This window comes from Radicibacter daui (assembly GCA_030657355.1).
Lineage (GTDB): Bacteria > Pseudomonadota > Alphaproteobacteria > Radicibacterales > Radicibacteraceae > Radicibacter > Radicibacter daui.
In genome coordinates this window covers 1,486,797-1,502,078 of the sequence record CP131056.1, presented here as the reverse complement: position 1 = coordinate 1,502,078, position 15,282 = coordinate 1,486,797, and the positions used below count along the sequence as shown (strand labels likewise).

15 protein-coding genes are annotated in these 15,282 nt (G+C 60.9%); 10 read left to right on the top strand and 5 right to left on the bottom strand.

What is annotated here, in order from left to right; all coding sequences use genetic code 11:
• Positions 1-72 precede the first annotated feature (72 nt).
• Positions 73-1,497: an esterase/lipase family protein gene (locus tag QTL98_RS07090; protein ID WP_445681522.1), complete on the bottom strand. Its 1,425-nt coding sequence runs from the start codon at positions 1,495-1,497 to the stop codon at positions 73-75.
• Between the two features lie 367 nt (positions 1,498-1,864).
• A protein-coding gene (gene prfB / locus QTL98_RS07085; protein ID WP_445681521.1) for a peptide chain release factor 2 occupies positions 1,865-2,993 on the bottom strand; the annotation gives its coding sequence in 2 pieces (ribosomal slippage) (positions 1,865-2,923 and positions 2,925-2,993; 1,128 coding nt in all).
• Positions 2,994-3,249: 256 nt separating this feature from the next.
• On the opposite strand from prfB, the gene QTL98_RS07080 reads away from it, so the two are divergent.
• The 3 genes from QTL98_RS07080 (at position 3,250) to QTL98_RS07070 (ending at position 4,316) form a co-directional block, all read left to right on the top strand.
• On the top strand, positions 3,250-3,705 hold the full coding sequence (locus QTL98_RS07080; RefSeq protein ID WP_445681520.1) for a hypothetical protein: 456 nt from the start codon (positions 3,250-3,252) through the stop codon (positions 3,703-3,705).
• A gap of 99 nt (positions 3,706-3,804) precedes the next feature.
• Positions 3,805-4,056 carry a hypothetical protein gene (locus QTL98_RS07075; RefSeq protein ID WP_445681519.1) on the top strand — a complete coding sequence of 84 codons (252 nt, stop codon included), beginning with the start codon at positions 3,805-3,807 and terminating at the stop codon, positions 4,054-4,056.
• 11 nt (positions 4,057-4,067) lie between these two features.
• Entirely contained in the window at positions 4,068-4,316 is a 249-nt protein-coding gene (locus tag QTL98_RS07070) for a hypothetical protein (RefSeq protein ID WP_445681518.1), read from the top strand.
• Here QTL98_RS07070 and QTL98_RS07065 read toward each other — a convergent pair.
• Entirely contained in the window at positions 4,313-4,780 is a 468-nt protein-coding gene (locus QTL98_RS07065) for a YccF domain-containing protein (RefSeq protein WP_445681517.1), read from the bottom strand. The genes QTL98_RS07070 and QTL98_RS07065 overlap by 4 nt on opposite strands.
• 271 nt (positions 4,781-5,051) lie before the next feature.
• Between QTL98_RS07065 and QTL98_RS07060 the strand changes: the two genes are divergently transcribed.
• The 7 genes from QTL98_RS07060 to QTL98_RS07030 all read left to right on the top strand — a co-directional run bounded on the left by QTL98_RS07060 (position 5,052) and on the right by QTL98_RS07030 (position 12,486).
• Entirely contained in the window at positions 5,052-5,798 is a 747-nt protein-coding gene (locus tag QTL98_RS07060; protein WP_445681516.1) for a class I SAM-dependent methyltransferase, read from the top strand.
• 127 nt (positions 5,799-5,925) lie between these two features.
• A complete protein-coding gene (locus QTL98_RS07055; protein WP_445681515.1) occupies positions 5,926-7,140 on the top strand; it encodes an argininosuccinate synthase in 1,215 nt (404 codons plus the stop codon).
• Positions 7,141-7,324: 184 nt separating this feature from the next.
• Positions 7,325-7,780 (top strand): MarR family winged helix-turn-helix transcriptional regulator, encoded by a 456-nt coding sequence (locus tag QTL98_RS07050; RefSeq protein ID WP_445681514.1) that lies wholly within the window; start codon positions 7,325-7,327, stop codon positions 7,778-7,780.
• A gap of 51 nt (positions 7,781-7,831) precedes the next feature.
• On the top strand, positions 7,832-8,989 hold the full coding sequence (locus tag QTL98_RS07045; RefSeq protein ID WP_445681513.1) for an HlyD family secretion protein: 1,158 nt from the start codon (positions 7,832-7,834) through the stop codon (positions 8,987-8,989).
• A gap of 29 nt (positions 8,990-9,018) precedes the next feature.
• Entirely contained in the window at positions 9,019-10,560 is a 1,542-nt protein-coding gene (locus QTL98_RS07040) for a DHA2 family efflux MFS transporter permease subunit (RefSeq protein ID WP_445681512.1), read from the top strand.
• Between the two features lie 292 nt (positions 10,561-10,852).
• Positions 10,853-11,665 (top strand): hypothetical protein, encoded by an 813-nt coding sequence (locus QTL98_RS07035; protein WP_445681511.1) that lies wholly within the window; start codon positions 10,853-10,855, stop codon positions 11,663-11,665.
• A gap of 506 nt (positions 11,666-12,171) precedes the next feature.
• Positions 12,172-12,486 (top strand): hypothetical protein, encoded by a 315-nt coding sequence (locus QTL98_RS07030; protein WP_445681510.1) that lies wholly within the window; start codon positions 12,172-12,174, stop codon positions 12,484-12,486.
• Positions 12,487-12,539: 53 nt separating this feature from the next.
• Here the strand turns inward: QTL98_RS07030 and QTL98_RS07025 are convergent, their stop codons facing one another.
• Together QTL98_RS07025 and QTL98_RS07020 are read right to left on the bottom strand one after the other, a co-directional pair.
• Positions 12,540-14,315, bottom strand: coding sequence for a chloride channel protein (locus QTL98_RS07025; RefSeq protein ID WP_445681509.1), 1,776 nt, complete (start codon positions 14,313-14,315; stop codon positions 12,540-12,542).
• A 188-nt stretch (positions 14,316-14,503) separates the two neighbouring features.
• Positions 14,504-15,211: a GntR family transcriptional regulator gene (locus QTL98_RS07020; RefSeq protein ID WP_445681508.1), complete on the bottom strand. Its 708-nt coding sequence runs from the start codon at positions 15,209-15,211 to the stop codon at positions 14,504-14,506.
• Between the last annotated feature and the right edge of the window lie 71 nt (positions 15,212-15,282).

The window sequence follows — 15,282 nt, the reverse complement described above, 5'->3', positions numbered from 1 at the left end:
CCAGCTCCCCCTTGAACCGACAGGGCCCGGCGTCTCCCCCTCCGCCGGGCCCAATTTTTTATCGTCTCCGTGTCAGGGCAATGCGCCGTTATACTGCGCCATACGGAAGACCGACGGGCCGGGCACCCGCGGAACGATGATCCGCACGAAATGCGTTGAGTTGCGGCGTAACCAACGCTCGCTCGCCTCCAGCCCGTGAATCGGGATTCGCCCCACCGCCTGACGCTCTACCTCATCGAAATAACCGACATTCGGCCCTTCAGGAGCAATCGTGAGCGTCACGAAAAGCCCCCTGGCCCCGTAGCGACCATAAAATCCGTCCATGAGATCGGTGCGGTCGATAAACAGGCAACGCGCGCCAGGATCGTGTGAGTTCACATCGACCTTCTCCAGCACCTGGGCATGGAAATAGTCGCTGGCGGCTGTGTTTTCCGTATCTTCAGGCTGAAACTCGAGAAAATAGTCCGGGATTGGCCGCCCGTAATCGTCCTCCACCCGCACCACCATCTGGAAATACTGGTGAAACCAGGCCGGGTCCGCCTTGCCAAGAAGGCGATTTCGCGCCCCGTCATCATGAGCGAGACTGGCGGTGAACTCGCTGACATTGGCACCCCAGTAGCGCTCGATGTCTTCATACTGCGCGGCACTGGAACAGGTGAGCGCCTCAAGCACAAATTTTTCCAGCGGCAATGGGTCTCCCACGCCCTCCTCCAGATGGCCGCGGACCGACGGGTTGGTAATCGTTGCGTGGTCATGCGGCGCCAGCACGGCACAGGGGAAACGCATCTCGCCCTGTAGTCGCGGCCATTCGCTCATCTGCGGTACGGGATTGCCAGCCGCAAAACGGATGGTCATGCCATAGGCGTTAAGATTGGCGGCTGCGGCACGCACCGTGCCATCCGCACCTGCCTCATCCACCAGGCTACGCGGCCAGGTATCGTAAGGATGAGTGCCGACGATAATGAAGGGCGCGACCTTGCCATCCCCGAACCCGTAGAGGGAGGGGCCCTCCCCGAAAAGATCATGGCCGGCCAGCTGCCACTGGAAGGCAGAGGCCAGTTCCAGCGCATCGAGCATCTGCCGCCCGGTCTGAAAGCCGTTCCTCCATCCCTTGTAGGCCCGACCGATCAGCGATTTTCCTTGCCGGGCAAGGCGCGAACCGAAATTAGCCGGGGCCAGCATCAAGAGCCGTCGGCAAGGAAGCGGCTCACCGTCCCGGGCCAGATCGACCAGCCACTGACGTGCCACCAGACCGCCCGTGCTGTGCACGATAAGGTCGAAGGGTGCCTGCAGTGATCCATCGGCAAGGCGGGCCGACAAAAGCCGGCGCATCAGCCTTGCAACGTCCTCAACACGGACATCATCTTCGAGCGAAAGATAGTCACCGAGCCAGAGTTCGGCGATTTCGAACCCCTGCTGCGACAGGAAGCTGGCCAGCGGCCGGAAACTGTCCGACGTATCGCTCCAGCCATGCAGGATAAGCACCGGCCCCGCCATCGTTCCCTCCCCGACAAGCATGCCACGGCACCAGTTTACACAACCCCCGGTTAAGGGGAATTGCGCATTATGTTAATAATGAGGGCTGTCCTTCCTAGGGTGTAGAGGCATATCCGGTCGGGGACAGACTCCCCTTGAAACATATCCCTATGCTCCAACCACCTACGCCCTGCGGAGAAGAGACAGGCGGCCCCGTGAGGCAGATAGTGAAGTCATTGCCGGATGCGGCGCCGCTGCTGATCTTCGCTCCCTCAAAGATCGACAGGCTGGCTGCCCCGCTTCCCGCTCGTTCTGTTGCCTCCCTGTTAAAAAACTGGCCCGGCGGGTTTCCCCACCGGGCCATTTCTTTTGTCGCTGCTGCCTGGCCTTAAAGGCTGGTGCGGGAGCTCTGGTCGAGGCCGTCCAGCTTCTGGGCAAGGGCGGCTTCCAGATAATCATCCAGATCGCCGTCGAGCACGCCCTGGGCGTTGCCCTTTTCCACGCCCGTGCGCAGATCCTTCACCATCTGGTAGGGATGCAGCACGTAGGAGCGGATCTGGTGACCCCAGCCGATATCCGACTTCTGCTCCTCGATCGCGCCGGCTGCCTCTTCACGCTTCTTGAGCTCGCGCTCGTAAAGGCGCGCCTTCAGCATGCCCATCGCGGTATCGCGGTTGCGGTGCTGCGAGCGGTCAGCCTGGCAGGCCACGACGATACCGGTCGGCACGTGGGTGATGCGAATGGCCGATTCCGTCCGGTTGACGTGCTGGCCACCGGCGCCCTGGGCGCGGTAGGTGTCGACCTTGAGATCGGCCGGGTTGATCTCGATCTCGATATTGTCGTCGATGACCGGAGAGACCGTGACCGCCGAAAACGAGGTGTGACGGCGCGCGGCGCTGTCATAGGGCGAAATACGCACGAGGCGGTGAACGCCCGTCTCGGTTTTCAGCCAGCCATAGGCATTGGGCCCGGTGACCTGAATGGTCGCGGACTTGATGCCGGCTTCTTCACCCTCGTGCTCGTCGATCAGCGTGGTCTTGTACCCATGCTGCTCGCACCAGCGCATATACATGCGAAACAGCATCGAGCCCCAGTCCTGGGCCTCGGTACCGCCGGCACCGGCATTGACTTCCAGATAGCAGTCATTGCCGTCCACCTCGCCCGAGAGCAGGCTTTCGATCTGCATCTTGTGCACACGGGTGCGCAGCTCGGAAAGGGTGGCTTCGGCATCGGCGATCATGTCGCCGTCATCTTCCATCTCGGCCAGCTCGATGAGATCAACGCTGTCCTTCAGCGTCGTCTCCAGCTTGCGGTAACCCTCGACCTTGTCGGCAAGCGTATTGCGCTCACGCATGATCTTCTGGGCATTGGCAGAGTTGTTCCAGAGGTTCGGATCCTCGGATAGCGCTACCAGCTCATCGAGCCGGCGAAGGGCGTTATCCCAGTCAAAGATGCCTCCTCAGCAGCGCCAACGACCCATTGATGTCGTCGACGACCGCCTGGGTTTCCGCTCGCATCGGCGCGGCTCCTTACGGGTAGTCTATTTCAGGAAGGGGCCCTCGGACCCCCGAAGTTCAGGGGCCGGGTTTAGCGCAAAGGCGGCAAGCTTGCCAACCCTATCGCGAAACCCGGAAGGCTGCAGCACGGCACGTGGCCTCCCTGCCAACAACCGAACCTCATCCGAAAATCGCGTTGTCGCCCCATACTTTCTACCAGTCTGGTATTCGCCCGGTCAGGTAGCCGAGGCACAAAGCTTGATGTTATAGCCCGGTTATGTCGCAGAATCGTCTTATCCTGGAGCCCGTCCTCCAGACGCTGGAACCCAACCGGTCGCGTTATTTCGCCGAGGTTGCCGAGGCCGTGGACAAAGACCCGCGCCTTGAGGATACCGGCAATCTCGCCTTCCTCGTGCTCTCCCGCACGGCGCGGGATCTGCCGACGGAACTGGCGAAAAGCGAGTTCGTCGACCGGCTGGTGAGTTTTGTCGGTCGTGCCGGACCGGCACTCGCCCGTCGCATCTATTCCCGCGAATTTCCGACCCAGCCGCAGGTGCTGGACCCCGTAACCGACCGCTTCCTGGCCGAAGTGGTGGATGCCGTTTTCGAGCATATGCAGCAGGGTGCGATCCAGCCGGTCGAAAAACGTATCCTCAGCTATTCCTTCCCGCGAGATGCCGGGGAGGTGGAAGCCTTCCCCTTCGAGGATGACGAGGAACGGGAAGAAGCCTGAGGCACGGAAGACACCCCTGCCGCCCATCCCACCGCCTCGGCTGTGGTACAATCGGCCTGCCTCATGATAAGGCTTTTGGCCGTCATGCCGGAGCCTTTGATGCCAGCCCTGATCAGCCCGGAACTCGGCCGGGTCCTTCTCGCCCACACCGTTGCGGCGCTCATCGCCCTGTGGCCGCTCTACAAGGTCCATCGCCGCGCCGGCATGGCGCCCTGGCCGGCCTTTCTGGTGCTGGTCCCCATTTTCGGCGTTCCGGCCGCCTTTACCCGCCTCGCTTTCATCCGCTGGCCAGTCCTGCCGCCAGCTCCGCCCAAGCGGCAGCGGCGCCCCAAACGCGACCGAAACGGCTGAGGCAAAACGCAATGCAGTCTCCAGGCGAAGTCCTCTATTACCTCTCCGGCCTGCCGGTATGGCTTTCCCACCTGATCTGGGCCGTTTCGGCCGCCTATACCATGGTTGTCTGCGGCATCGTGCTGACACGCACCGGCCGCTCGCTTTACTGGTCTTTGATCGCGCTGATTCCCTATGCCGGCTATCTGCTGCCGCTCATCCTCTGGCTGCTGCCCTGGCCCCGGGTAAAGACGGCAGCTGACAGCACTATCCGGGGTTAGAACCGCCGCCGCATGCGGCTGAGCGCTTCCATCCGGTTCCTGTCATAGGCCGCTTCGGCGAGATCGGCGTCCACTACCTGCCGCCCCAGCGGCAGCAGCGCAAGCTGCGCCAGCTTCAGATGCTGCCAGGCAAAGGGTAACCCGATGATGGTGACGGCATAACCGACCGCAGCCAGAACATGGCCAAGGGCCAGCCACCAGCCGGCAAGCACAAACCAGACGATATTGCCAAGGCCGGCCATCGGATTTGCATCGAGCAGATCGCCGGTCAGTTCTTCCGTCTTCACCACCACACGGCCAAACGGCCACGCCGCAAAAGCGGCGATGCGAAAGCAGGCGATGCTCCAGGGCAAACCGATAATGGTGAGCGCCAGCAGAACTCCCGCCACGAGCCAGCCAAGTGCCATGGCAAAGCCAAGCAGGACAAACCAGAGCAAGTTCAGAGCCAGATTGATCGTGGCCATATTTCCTCCGGGCTTCCCAAGGGCAGGAAATCGGATGAGGCCCACCCCTTCTTCAGAAGAATGGGAAGTCCGTTGCGCTTAAGCAAGCAGTCGCCGTTTCACTCCGCCCCCTATTTCCGTTCACCCTGCGCCTCTGCGTCAATTGTCTCAGAGCAATACGTTAACCAGTTCATAGACACACCCACCCCGACACGTCCCATTACCCGGACGTGCCGCCCGGACCCGTCAAAGGAGAAGAGCGCACGGCGGGCGTGATCGCAGAGCGGGAAAAATGGCCGAAGATCCGAGACTGGCACTGCTTGAGTATTGCCGCGAGACCGGAACGACCTACGGCACCGAGGACTTCTCCGTTTTTCTCTATTCCTACGTAAAAATGTCGAAACCCGAGCGCGTCGTCGAACTCGGTACGGGTGTCGGCACCTGCGCCCTGATGATCGCCCAGGCCCTCAAGGAAAACGGCAAGGGCAGCCTGTTCTCTGTCGATGACGGCAGTCATTGGGGTAATCTTCAACACCATCCGGTCATCGAACGGCTTCGCGGCGGTACGCCAGTCGAAGCACAGCTCTTCTTTGCACGCCTTGCAAAGCAGCTGGAGGTCGACGCCTTCGTGCAGTTTGCCAGGCACCGTGTGCCGCCGCTTCCAAGCTTTGAATTGCCGCTCGACATCCTGTTTAGCGATTTCGACCACTCGCCGGACGGCATCCTCACCCTGCTGCGCCATTACCTGCCGCAAATGGCCCCGGTCTCCTCAATCTTCATCGACAGCGCCTCAACCCACTTGCCTTCGTGCCTCCTGCTCGAAGCGCTGTGCAGGGAGTTCAATCAGGGCACCATGCCGGCCAGCATGCTTGTTGGAACGAAGGCTGACCGCGCAGAAAAGCTGAGGCATTTCATTGCGGGGCATCAGTTCCAGCTGATCCACATGGTTGAAAACAAGGACCGGGAGCAAAACAGCACGGCATGGATCAAAATCCAGCCGCGTGACTTCGTTCCACATCCGCTGGTGAAGATGCATTAAAGGCACTCCCACGCACCGCAAAGCCGCGCAAACCCTTGCGCCGCCGGGCTGACCGGTCTACCGTCCCGGCCCATTCGCAGGCGACTGCGGCAACCCCTCACTTTGCTTCTTTGGATCGGTGCGCGAGATGAGCGACGTCAAACGGGTCGTCCTGGCCTATTCCGGTGGCCTCGATACCAGCGTGATCCTGAAATGGCTTCAGGATACCTACAAGTGCGAGGTGGTGACCTTCACCGCCGATATCGGCCAGGGCGAAGAGCTGGAGCCGGCGCGCAAGAAGGCCGAGCAGTTTGGCGTCAAGAAAGAGCACATCTTCATCGACGACCTGCGCGAAGAGTTCGTGCGCGACTTCGTCTTCCCGATGTTCCGTGCCAACGCGCTTTATGAGGGTGTCTATCTGCTCGGCACCTCCATCGCGCGCCCGCTGATCGCCAAGCGCCAGATCGAGATTGCCCGTGAGCTCGGCGCCGATGCCGTGAGCCATGGCGCCACCGGCAAGGGTAATGACCAGGTTCGCTTCGAGCTGGGTTATTATGCCCTCAAGCCCGACATCAAGGTGATCGCGCCCTGGCGCATCTGGGATCTCAACAGCCGCACCAAGCTGCTGGACTATGCCCAGAAGCACCAGATTCCGATTGCCCGCGACAAATTTGACGAGGCGCCCTACTCCATGGACGCCAACCTCATGCACATCTCCTACGAGGGCAAGGCGCTCGAGGATCCGTGGAAGGAGGCCGATACCAGCATGTATCGCCTCACCGTCAACCCGGAAGACGCTCCCGACAAGCCGACCTATATCGAGGTCGAGTTCTCCAAGGGCGATGCGGTTGCCATCGACGGCGTCAAGATGAGCCCGGCAACCCTGCTGACCAAGCTCAACGAGCTGGGTGGCAAGAACGGCATCGGCCGCCTCGATCTCGTGGAAAACCGCTTCGTCGGCATGAAGTCGCGCGGCTGCTACGAGACGCCGGGTGGCACCATCCTCTCCGCAGCTCATCGCGGCATCGAGAGCATCACCCTTGATCGTGGCGCAGCCCATCTCAAGGACGAGCTGATGCCGCGTTATGCCGAGCTCATCTATAATGGCTTCTGGTTCAGCCCCGAACGCGAAGCGCTGCAGGCCCTCATCGACAAGACCCAGGAGCGCGTGACCGGCGTCGTGCGCCTCAAGCTCTACAAGGGCAGTGTCTCGGTTGTCGGCCGCAAGTCGCCCAACAGCCTTTACAGCCAGGAATACGTGACCTTCGAGGAAGACAGCGTTTACGACCAGCGCGACGCTGCCGGCTTCATCAAGCTGCAGGCCCTGCGCCTGCGCCTTGGGGCGGTCGCCAAGGGGCTCTGATCCGGCTTCATTGGCCAGAAAACATTTCCGCGAAAGGCGGCTTCCGAAAGGAGGCCGCCTTTTGTTTTGCGCCCGGCAAGCCTCCAAAGAGCTTCTGTGAAGAACGCCACATTGATGCCCCGGCTTCTCTGGAGATAGTAAGCAAAGCTTATTATAAGCAGAGCTGACTAACCTGGACCCTTTCATGCAAAACCCGCTGCGTAACGTTTCCTTCCTGATCGGCGATACCGCGCGGCTTCTGCGTCGGCGCTTCGAGCAGAAGGCAAAGGGGCACAGCCTCAGCCGCGCACAATGGCAGGTGCTGGCCAGCGTGCAGCGCTACCCCGGCATCCAGCAAAATGCCCTCGCCGACTTCATGGAAATGAAGCCCATCACCCTGGTGCGCCTCATCGACAAGCTGGAAGAAGCCGGCCTTATCGAGCGCCGCGTGGATAAAAGCGACCGCCGCGCCCGCCGCCTTTATCTGACGGAAGATTCTGCGCCGACGATGGTCGAGCTGCATCGTCTGGCGGACGAAATGCGCGCCGATGCCTTTGCCGGCCTCAGCGAAGCCGATCAGGCGCAGCTCGCCGAGCTACTGCTCAAGATCAGGAACAATCTATCGACGCCGGGCGAACTTGACCCGAAACCGGGCTGCTAACGCAGCCGGCACTCTCTTCTGAACTTTCCGACCCGCGGGACCCCGACACCCATGAGCCACGATCAAGCCCTGCCGCTGAAGGCCGAAGCCCCCCACCATCACGGGTCGGGCACCCACGCCACCAAGGATTTCGGCCAGCACCATATCAAGCGCAAGCCGCGGCGGTTGCCTAAGAAGCGTTCGGTGCTGCTTGCTATCGGACCGCTGATCGCCATCGCGCTTGGTACCGAGGCCTATCTGACCGGCGGGCGCTGGGTTTCGAGTGACAACTCTTATGTCCAGGCGGACATGCTCGCAGTGACTACCGATGTGGCGGGTACGGTGGTCGATATCGCAGTCAAGGAAAACCAGCATGTGAAGGCTGGTGACCTGCTCTTCAAGCTCGACGACGAGCCCTACCGCATTGCTGTCGCCGGCGCGACCGCCGATCTCGGCATCGTGCGCGATGCCATCCAGACCGATGTGGCGGACTACCGCGCTGCCCTTTCCAAGATTGAGGAAGCCCGCACGGATGTGGGCTATTACGAGACCACCTGGCGGCGCCAGCGCGATCTCAACCGCTCCGGCAACGCCTCGCAGGCAGCGCTCGATCAGGCAAAACGCAACCTGGATGCCGCCAATGATGCCGTCGCCGTTGCCCAGCGCGAGGCCGACGCCACCCTGGCCCGCCTTGGCGGCAATGCCGATCAGCCGGTCGAGGACAACCCGCGTTATCGAACAGCAGCCGCTACGCTCGACAAGGCCGAGCGCGATCTGCGCCACACGGTGATCACCGCCCCGATGGATGGCACCGTCACCAACGTGCCGCACCTGCAGGTGGGCGCTTATCTTGATGTAGCGGATCCGGCCTTCAGCCTGGTAGCCAGCGACCATCTCTGGGTCTCTGCCAACCTCAAGGAAACCGACCTCACCTTCCTCAAGGTTGGCGATGTGGCCGATGTCAGTATCGACAGCTATCCGGGCCAGGAATGGAAGGGCAAGGTAACCAGCCTCAGCCCGGCAACCGGCGCACAGTTCTCCGTGCTGCCAGCACAGAACGCCTCGGGCAACTGGGTCAAGGTGGTGCAGCGCGTACCGGTGCGCATCGAACTTGAGCTGCCGGCGGATGCCCCGCAGCTGCGTGCCGGCATGAGCGCCATCGTCGAGATTGATACCGGCCACCAGCGGACCTTCGGCGGTCTGATCGACAGCATCGAGCACCTGCTCTGAGCGGTAAGGCCGCCTGAAGGAAATCTGCCATGAGTGCCGCCGCATCCGCCGCAGGCCATGAAGAGGTGCCGCATCGCGGCGTGCTGACACTTTGCGTCATGCTCGCCACCATCATGCAGGCGCTGGATACCACGATTGCCAACGTTGCCCTGCCCTATATGCAGGGCAACCTGTCGGCAACGCAGGACCAGATCAACTGGGTGCTCACCTCCTATATCGTCGCCGCTGCCATCGTGACGCCGGTGACGGGCTTCATCGTGGCCCGCTTCGGCCGCAAGCGGGTGTTCCTGCTATCGGTTGCCGGCTTCACGGTCGCCTCCATGCTGTGCGGCATGGCGGCCTCGCTGCCGCAGATGGTGCTGTTCCGCCTGCTGCAGGGCGTCTTCGGCGCACCGCTGGTGCCGATGTCACAATCAGTGCTGCTGGATAGCTACCCCAAGGAAAAGCACGGCTCTGCCATGGCGATGTGGGGCGTGGGCGTTATGGTCGGCCCCATCCTGGGGCCGGTGCTCGGCGGCTGGCTGACCGAGGCCTATAACTGGCGCTTCGTCTTCTACATCAACCTGCCGGTCGGCATCCTGACCTTCATGGGCCTCTCGGCCTTCCTGTCGGACAGCAAGCGCAATGCCGTGCGCTTTGACTGGTTCGGGTTCGTCTGCCTGAGCGTGATGATCGGCGCCTTGCAGATGATGCTGGACCGCGGCGAACAGATCGACTGGTTTTCCTCGACCGAGATCGTCATCGAAACAGCGCTGACCATCCTCGCCGGTTATCTCTTCATCGTACACACGCTGACGGCCAGGAACCCGTTTCTCGACCCGCGCATCTTTGCCGACCGCAATTTCAATGTCGGGCTCGTCTTCATCTTCATCGTCGGCGTCATCCTGCTGGCGACGCTGGCCCTGCTAACGCCCTATCTGCAGAACCTGATGGGCTTTCCCGTCATCACGGCCGGCATCATCCTTGGCCCGCGCGGCGTGGGCACTATGATCGCCATGATGATCGTCGGCCGGGTTATCTCGAAGATCGACGCCCGTTATCTCGTGCTGCTCGGCCTCATCCTGACCATCTGGGTGCTGTGGGAGATGGTGGGCTACACCCCCGATGTTTCGCAATTCACCCTCATCATGAACGGTATCGTCCAGGGGCTGGGGCTCGGCTTCATGTTCGTGCCGCTCTCCACCATTACCTTTGCCACCCTGCCGTCCGAATTCCGCACTCAGGGCACGGCTCTCTTCAGCCTCACCCGCAATATCGGCTCCAGCATCGGCATCTCGCTGGTGAGCTTTCTGCTGACCCGCAATACGCAGGTAGTCCACGCGTCGCTGACGGAACACGTGACGCCCTACAATCTCGCCCTGAAAATTCCGCGAATTGCCGAACACTGGGATATCGGCTCCACCTCCGGCCTTGCCGCGCTCAACAGCGAGATCACCCGGCAGGCGACGGTGATTGCCTATGGCGATGACTTCAAGCTGATGATGTATGTGGCCATTGTCGCGATCCCGGGCCTACTGCTGTTGCGGGGACCGAAAAGGAAAGACGAGCCGATGGAAGCGATCCTCGAATAGCGGAAGCCAAAAACCGGCGTACGGAAACGTTTCCTTTTAAAATAAGTGCCTGGACAGCTTTAGCAGCAACCTAAAACACCGATGAACCAGCGTTGGGGACAGGCAGGCGACCTGCCTTGTCCTCTGGTGACTTACCATCTCGCCCCGAATCACCGGCTCTGAAACATTCCGCAGCGCAACTCAGGCCATTGCATCTCACACAACAAAGCAGCCCGAACGTATCGAAAGTGCTTGCAAGATTAATTAAAGGTTAAATTTTTAAGTAAATGAAATAAGCCGTTCTGATTAATGCATGGATATTTTTCTTAAATTTATCAAAAAAATAAAAACATCGCTAAAAATCGCACCATCATGCCCGTCGGTCACTTTGACAGAATGGGCGGTATCCGTGCCTAAGAAACCGTTTTCACTTTTTTGCTTGGCATTACTTACCGCCTGTTCGGCTCCAAGCCTTTCCCTACGGACAGCGGAAAAGCCTCTGACAATCAGCGAGCAAGTAGCGCAGGGATACCGGAACTTCAGAAGAGATCCGGCGGCAGGTTTCTTTACGATTACAGAAAACGGCGTCGGATATACGACGACACTCTGCACCCAGCAGGGTGGCTGCCCCGCATCCCGGCTGCATGCCGCTCTTGCTGAATGTCAGGCCAGAACCCAGTCTCCCTGCGAACTTCTGGGCTCTGGAAAAAGCCTGCGGTGGGTCTACAGACCATCTCTTAAACCAGCCGAAACAGCAGCAACCCTGTGCTTTGCGGCGCTGGTCGAGGATTCAGAACTCTTGCAGTACATGATGGCCATAGAAACCGGAATGCCCAGTTCCAGCAGTTCACACTGCGCCGCCAGCCAGGCGGCTCTCCAATCCGGCACCGCTGACCTCAATGCCAATGCTGGGGGTGGGCTGACTGGCACGAGCGGCACCTACCACGTAACGGCAGAAGAAGGCCCGTGGCGGCATATTACCGGCAGGCTCGATGTCCTCGGCTTTACTTCCAGCGTTAACGGGTGGGTGAAATCCGATCATGGCAAAATCCTGCTTTTCAGAAGCACGGAAGCTGGAGCGGTTGGCGAGGAAATCGGCCCTTTACCAGCGCTTCCGCCGGTATGATCAGGGCCATTTACTGAAATGGCCAACTCAAAGATCGGCAACCTTTTGTGGAAATTAGATTCAATTTCCTATATTTGATCACCGGCGATCAAATAGGGGGAAGTTATATGTTTAAAATTTTATTGAATTTTTCGATGGGCGTGATGCTGATTTTTGCACTCGCTGGCTGCCAAACTTCCTACACGTCCCAAGGGCCACTCACCACATCATCAGGTCTCGCAGACTTCTATTCAAAATTCAAAGATGATCCAGAAGCCGGCTACATGGCCGTCACGGCTGACGGCCAGTTTCGAAACTACAGCTACTGCCCGTACCAAAGGTGCGGTGGAAACTCCTAGGCCGTAGCAATCCGCGGATGTGAAGAAAGCTCGCAGCAGCGCTGCTATCTGCTGGGCTCCAGAAACAAGCTTCTATGGCATTACGCGGATCGGCTCCCGCCCCAGGAACTGGCAAAGACCCTGTGTTTTGCGGCCCTTGCCGACGACGAGAATATTCTCCAGTACCTGATGGCGGCCACCGCCCAATCTTCATTGAACAAGAATCGGGATTGTCAGGCTGCCGGCTACGCAATCAAATGGGGCCAGGCAGATGCATCAAGCCTCAAAGCGGAACCGCGGGGCCTTAAGGGAAGCTACACCGTCGGCCCCGAGATAAATGGTTACCACCCGGTAAGCGGCAGCATCGAAGTGTTGGGTTTCCATTCTGATATCCGCGGCTGGATTGCAATAAAAGCGGATGATCCCTACAGCTTCGACCTTTACAGTGCGGCTACAGACGGCGGCGTCGGCCCCCTGCTTGGTAAAGCAAGCTATCCGCACTGAGCCTTATGGGTTGTGGGCTGCGCAGTAAAAAATTTCCGCAGCCCACACTCCGGTTACCCTTCCTTGCCGAACTCCACCGGCCCGAACAGGTCGCTCGATCCCATCTCCTGGTTACGCTGACGTTCCAGTGCCGCGGTATAGCGGCGAAGCGCGTAGGCCTCAGTCACGAAACCGACGAGGCGACGGGTACGGGCTCCATCCACGACCGGCAGCATTTCCACCGCCTCGCGGTCAAACACGCCCAAAGCCTCGCGCACCGGCTGGGCGGCGAACAGGAAGGCCTGCGAGGCACGCAGCAACTCACGCGCCGTGGCCTCCGGCCCGAAAGCGGGGTTGAGCCGCATGGCGGCCGTTTCGATCACGCCGAGGAAAACCCCTTCGGCGTCCTGCACGAAGAGATAACGCACAGCGCCCGGCGGAAACTGGTGATCGAGTTCGGCGCCGGTCATCTCCGCAAGCACCGTTACCGGGTCGCGGCGCTGGATCTGGCCAACCGTCAGGTCGCGTACCCAGCCGATATCCTGCCCGCCCTGCAGGCGCACGCCGCGAATGTGGAAACGCCAGGTCGAGAAGGAATAGCCAAACCAGTGGCGCACGGCGACGATGCTCACCACCACGGCAACCATCACCGCCAGTGTCGCCGGATAGCTCCCGGTCATCTCCAGTACCAGCAGCACCATGGTGATCGGGGCCCCGACCACGGCAGCCCCCGTTGCCCCCATGCCGACCAGGGTCAGAACGACAGCGTCGCCCTCAAGTCCGGGAATGAGCAAGGCACCAAGCGTCCCCACCGCACCGCCGATGAGGCTGCCGAGGAAGAGGGATGAGCTGAACATGCCGCCGCGAAAGCCGGAGCCGATGCACAGCGACGTTGCGACCGTCTTGGCCACCACAAGCATGAGCAGCGCCGGCCAGGAAAACCGGCCATCGACAACCATCTGGATGGCCCCGTGCCCGCTGCCGAGCACCTGCGGCGCTCCCATCGCGGCGCCGGCCAGCAGCAGACCGGCAATCGCCGGACGTGCCCAGCGGGGAATGCGCAGCAGACGAAAACCACTTTCCACATGCGAGACACTGCGCATGGCGAGGATGCCGACAAACGCACAGAGCAGCCCGGTCAATATCGACGCTACATATTCGGTACCGCCAACATTGAAGACACTGGGCACGAAAAACATGGGGTCGCCGCCAAAAAGCCCCCGGCTGACGAGCGTTGCCGAAACCGCGGCCACACCGACCGGCGCCAATGCTGCCAGCGTGTAGCTGCCGATGATGAGTTCAAAAGCGTAAAAAGCTCCTGCAAGCGGAGCGTTGAATGCCGCCGCCAGCGCTGCCGCCGCGCCGCAGCCGACCAGGATCCGCAAATCTCCCCGTCGCAGCCTGAAGATCTGCCCGACCCTGGAGGCGAGCCCGGAGCCGGTCTGGGTATAGGCGGCCTCCATACCGACCGAGGCCCCGACAGAAACCGAGAGCAGATTCATCAAGGTAAGGCTGATGCTGTCCCGCAGCGACATGCGCCCGCCGAAAAGAGCGTTCGCCTCAATCGGGTCAACCACCTCATGCATGCGCAGCCGGCGGACGACGGCTGCTGCGAGCCCATAGATCAGGCCCCCTCCAATGAGAACAGCCGCTATCCGCCAAAGTTCCGGCACATGCCCCGAACTCAGATGCCCCTCCAGAGGCAGACCGAAGAGATAGCTGTGGGCGGCAGAAAGCACAGCCTGAAGGCCAACCACCATCAGCCCGATCAGCAACCCCAGGCCGGCGGCCAGCGCCAGGATGGCGAAATCGCTGTCCCGCAGCCGCTGCTGGGCCAAACGCCGGAACATGGCCTTCAGACGGATTGACGGCCTGACAGTTCCCCACACGCGAGACGGGAAGGTCGGAAGGCGAAGAATCATCATAAGGCGGTCCGGCAGCCAGAAAACCGGGGGCTTGTATCCCACAGAATGCCGTAACGGAGTAACGGCGAATTACGACGCAATTGGTGTAATTTTTGGCACACGCGATGGCTCGTTCAGCCCCGGCTGGCAAAAAATGCCGCAATCGTACTTGCTGCCGTCCGCAGATGCCCTTCCAGAACCTGCACCGCCGCAGGCACATCCCGCTCCCCTGCGGCCTTCAGCATGGCACGGTGGTCCTGCTGCGACATGTGTTCGCGCCCCTTGGCCGCGAGATGGAAACGCAGGTATCGGTCCGCCGCCGCCAGCTGCTGCTCCACCAGCAGCAGAAGCTTGACCCGGCCGGCGCGGGCGTAAAGGGAGAGGTGGAAACGCCGGTTAAGCTCCCCCATCCTCCCTGGGTCCGCCTCCTCATCCATTTCCGCGATCAGGTCAGCCGCGAGGACAAAGTCCGGTTCAGCCAGATGCGGGATCGACAGGCTGAGTGCCATCGGCTCCAGCGCCAGCCGGATGGCGTAGTTATCCGCCGCATCATCCGCTGAAATCTCGGTGACGACCGCGCCGCGATGCGGCACAAAATCAACCAGCGCCTGGGCTTCCAGTTGCCGCAGCGCCTCACGCACCGGCATCCGGCTCACGCCAAAAATCTCGGCCAGTTCTTCCTGTCGCAGGGCCAGCCCGCCTGCCAGACGGCCGGAGAGAATGGCGGCGCGCAAGGTCGCCTCGACATATTCGCTGGCTGTCCGAAAGCGCGGCGCTGCACCGTCCACAAGCCCCTTGAGGCTGGTAAAAACGCTGGCCTGCGCCAATTTGCCGTCACTCACGATAACCTGCCCCTTCAACGGCTCTGTGCCTGCCGTCGCAATTTGTCTGGATCCAATATTCCTGTTGAACA

Excerpts from the sequence above, each read along its gene's own strand:
- QTL98_RS07065 (WP_445681517.1), bottom strand. The coding sequence starts at position 4,780 with ATGGCCACGATCAATCTGGCTCTGAACTTGCTCTGGTTTGTCCTGCTT.
- QTL98_RS07050 (WP_445681514.1), top strand. The coding sequence starts at position 7,325 with ATGCAAAACCCGCTGCGTAACGTTTCCTTCCTGATCGGCGATACCGCG.
- QTL98_RS07045 (WP_445681513.1), top strand. The coding sequence starts at position 7,832 with ATGAGCCACGATCAAGCCCTGCCGCTGAAGGCCGAAGCCCCCCACCAT.
- QTL98_RS07070 (WP_445681518.1), top strand. The coding sequence starts at position 4,068 with ATGCAGTCTCCAGGCGAAGTCCTCTATTACCTCTCCGGCCTGCCGGTA.
- QTL98_RS07080 (WP_445681520.1), top strand. The coding sequence starts at position 3,250 with ATGTCGCAGAATCGTCTTATCCTGGAGCCCGTCCTCCAGACGCTGGAA.
- QTL98_RS07035 (WP_445681511.1), top strand. The coding sequence starts at position 10,853 with ATGGATATTTTTCTTAAATTTATCAAAAAAATAAAAACATCGCTAAAA.
- QTL98_RS07040 (WP_445681512.1), top strand. The coding sequence starts at position 9,019 with ATGAGTGCCGCCGCATCCGCCGCAGGCCATGAAGAGGTGCCGCATCGC.
- QTL98_RS07055 (WP_445681515.1), top strand. The coding sequence starts at position 5,926 with ATGAGCGACGTCAAACGGGTCGTCCTGGCCTATTCCGGTGGCCTCGAT.
- QTL98_RS07025 (WP_445681509.1), bottom strand. The coding sequence starts at position 14,315 with ATGTTCCGGCGTTTGGCCCAGCAGCGGCTGCGGGACAGCGATTTCGCC.
- QTL98_RS07030 (WP_445681510.1), top strand. The coding sequence starts at position 12,172 with ATGGCGGCCACCGCCCAATCTTCATTGAACAAGAATCGGGATTGTCAG.
- QTL98_RS07075 (WP_445681519.1), top strand. The coding sequence starts at position 3,805 with ATGCCAGCCCTGATCAGCCCGGAACTCGGCCGGGTCCTTCTCGCCCAC.
- QTL98_RS07090 (WP_445681522.1), bottom strand. The coding sequence starts at position 1,497 with ATGGCGGGGCCGGTGCTTATCCTGCATGGCTGGAGCGATACGTCGGAC.
- QTL98_RS07060 (WP_445681516.1), top strand. The coding sequence starts at position 5,052 with ATGGCCGAAGATCCGAGACTGGCACTGCTTGAGTATTGCCGCGAGACC.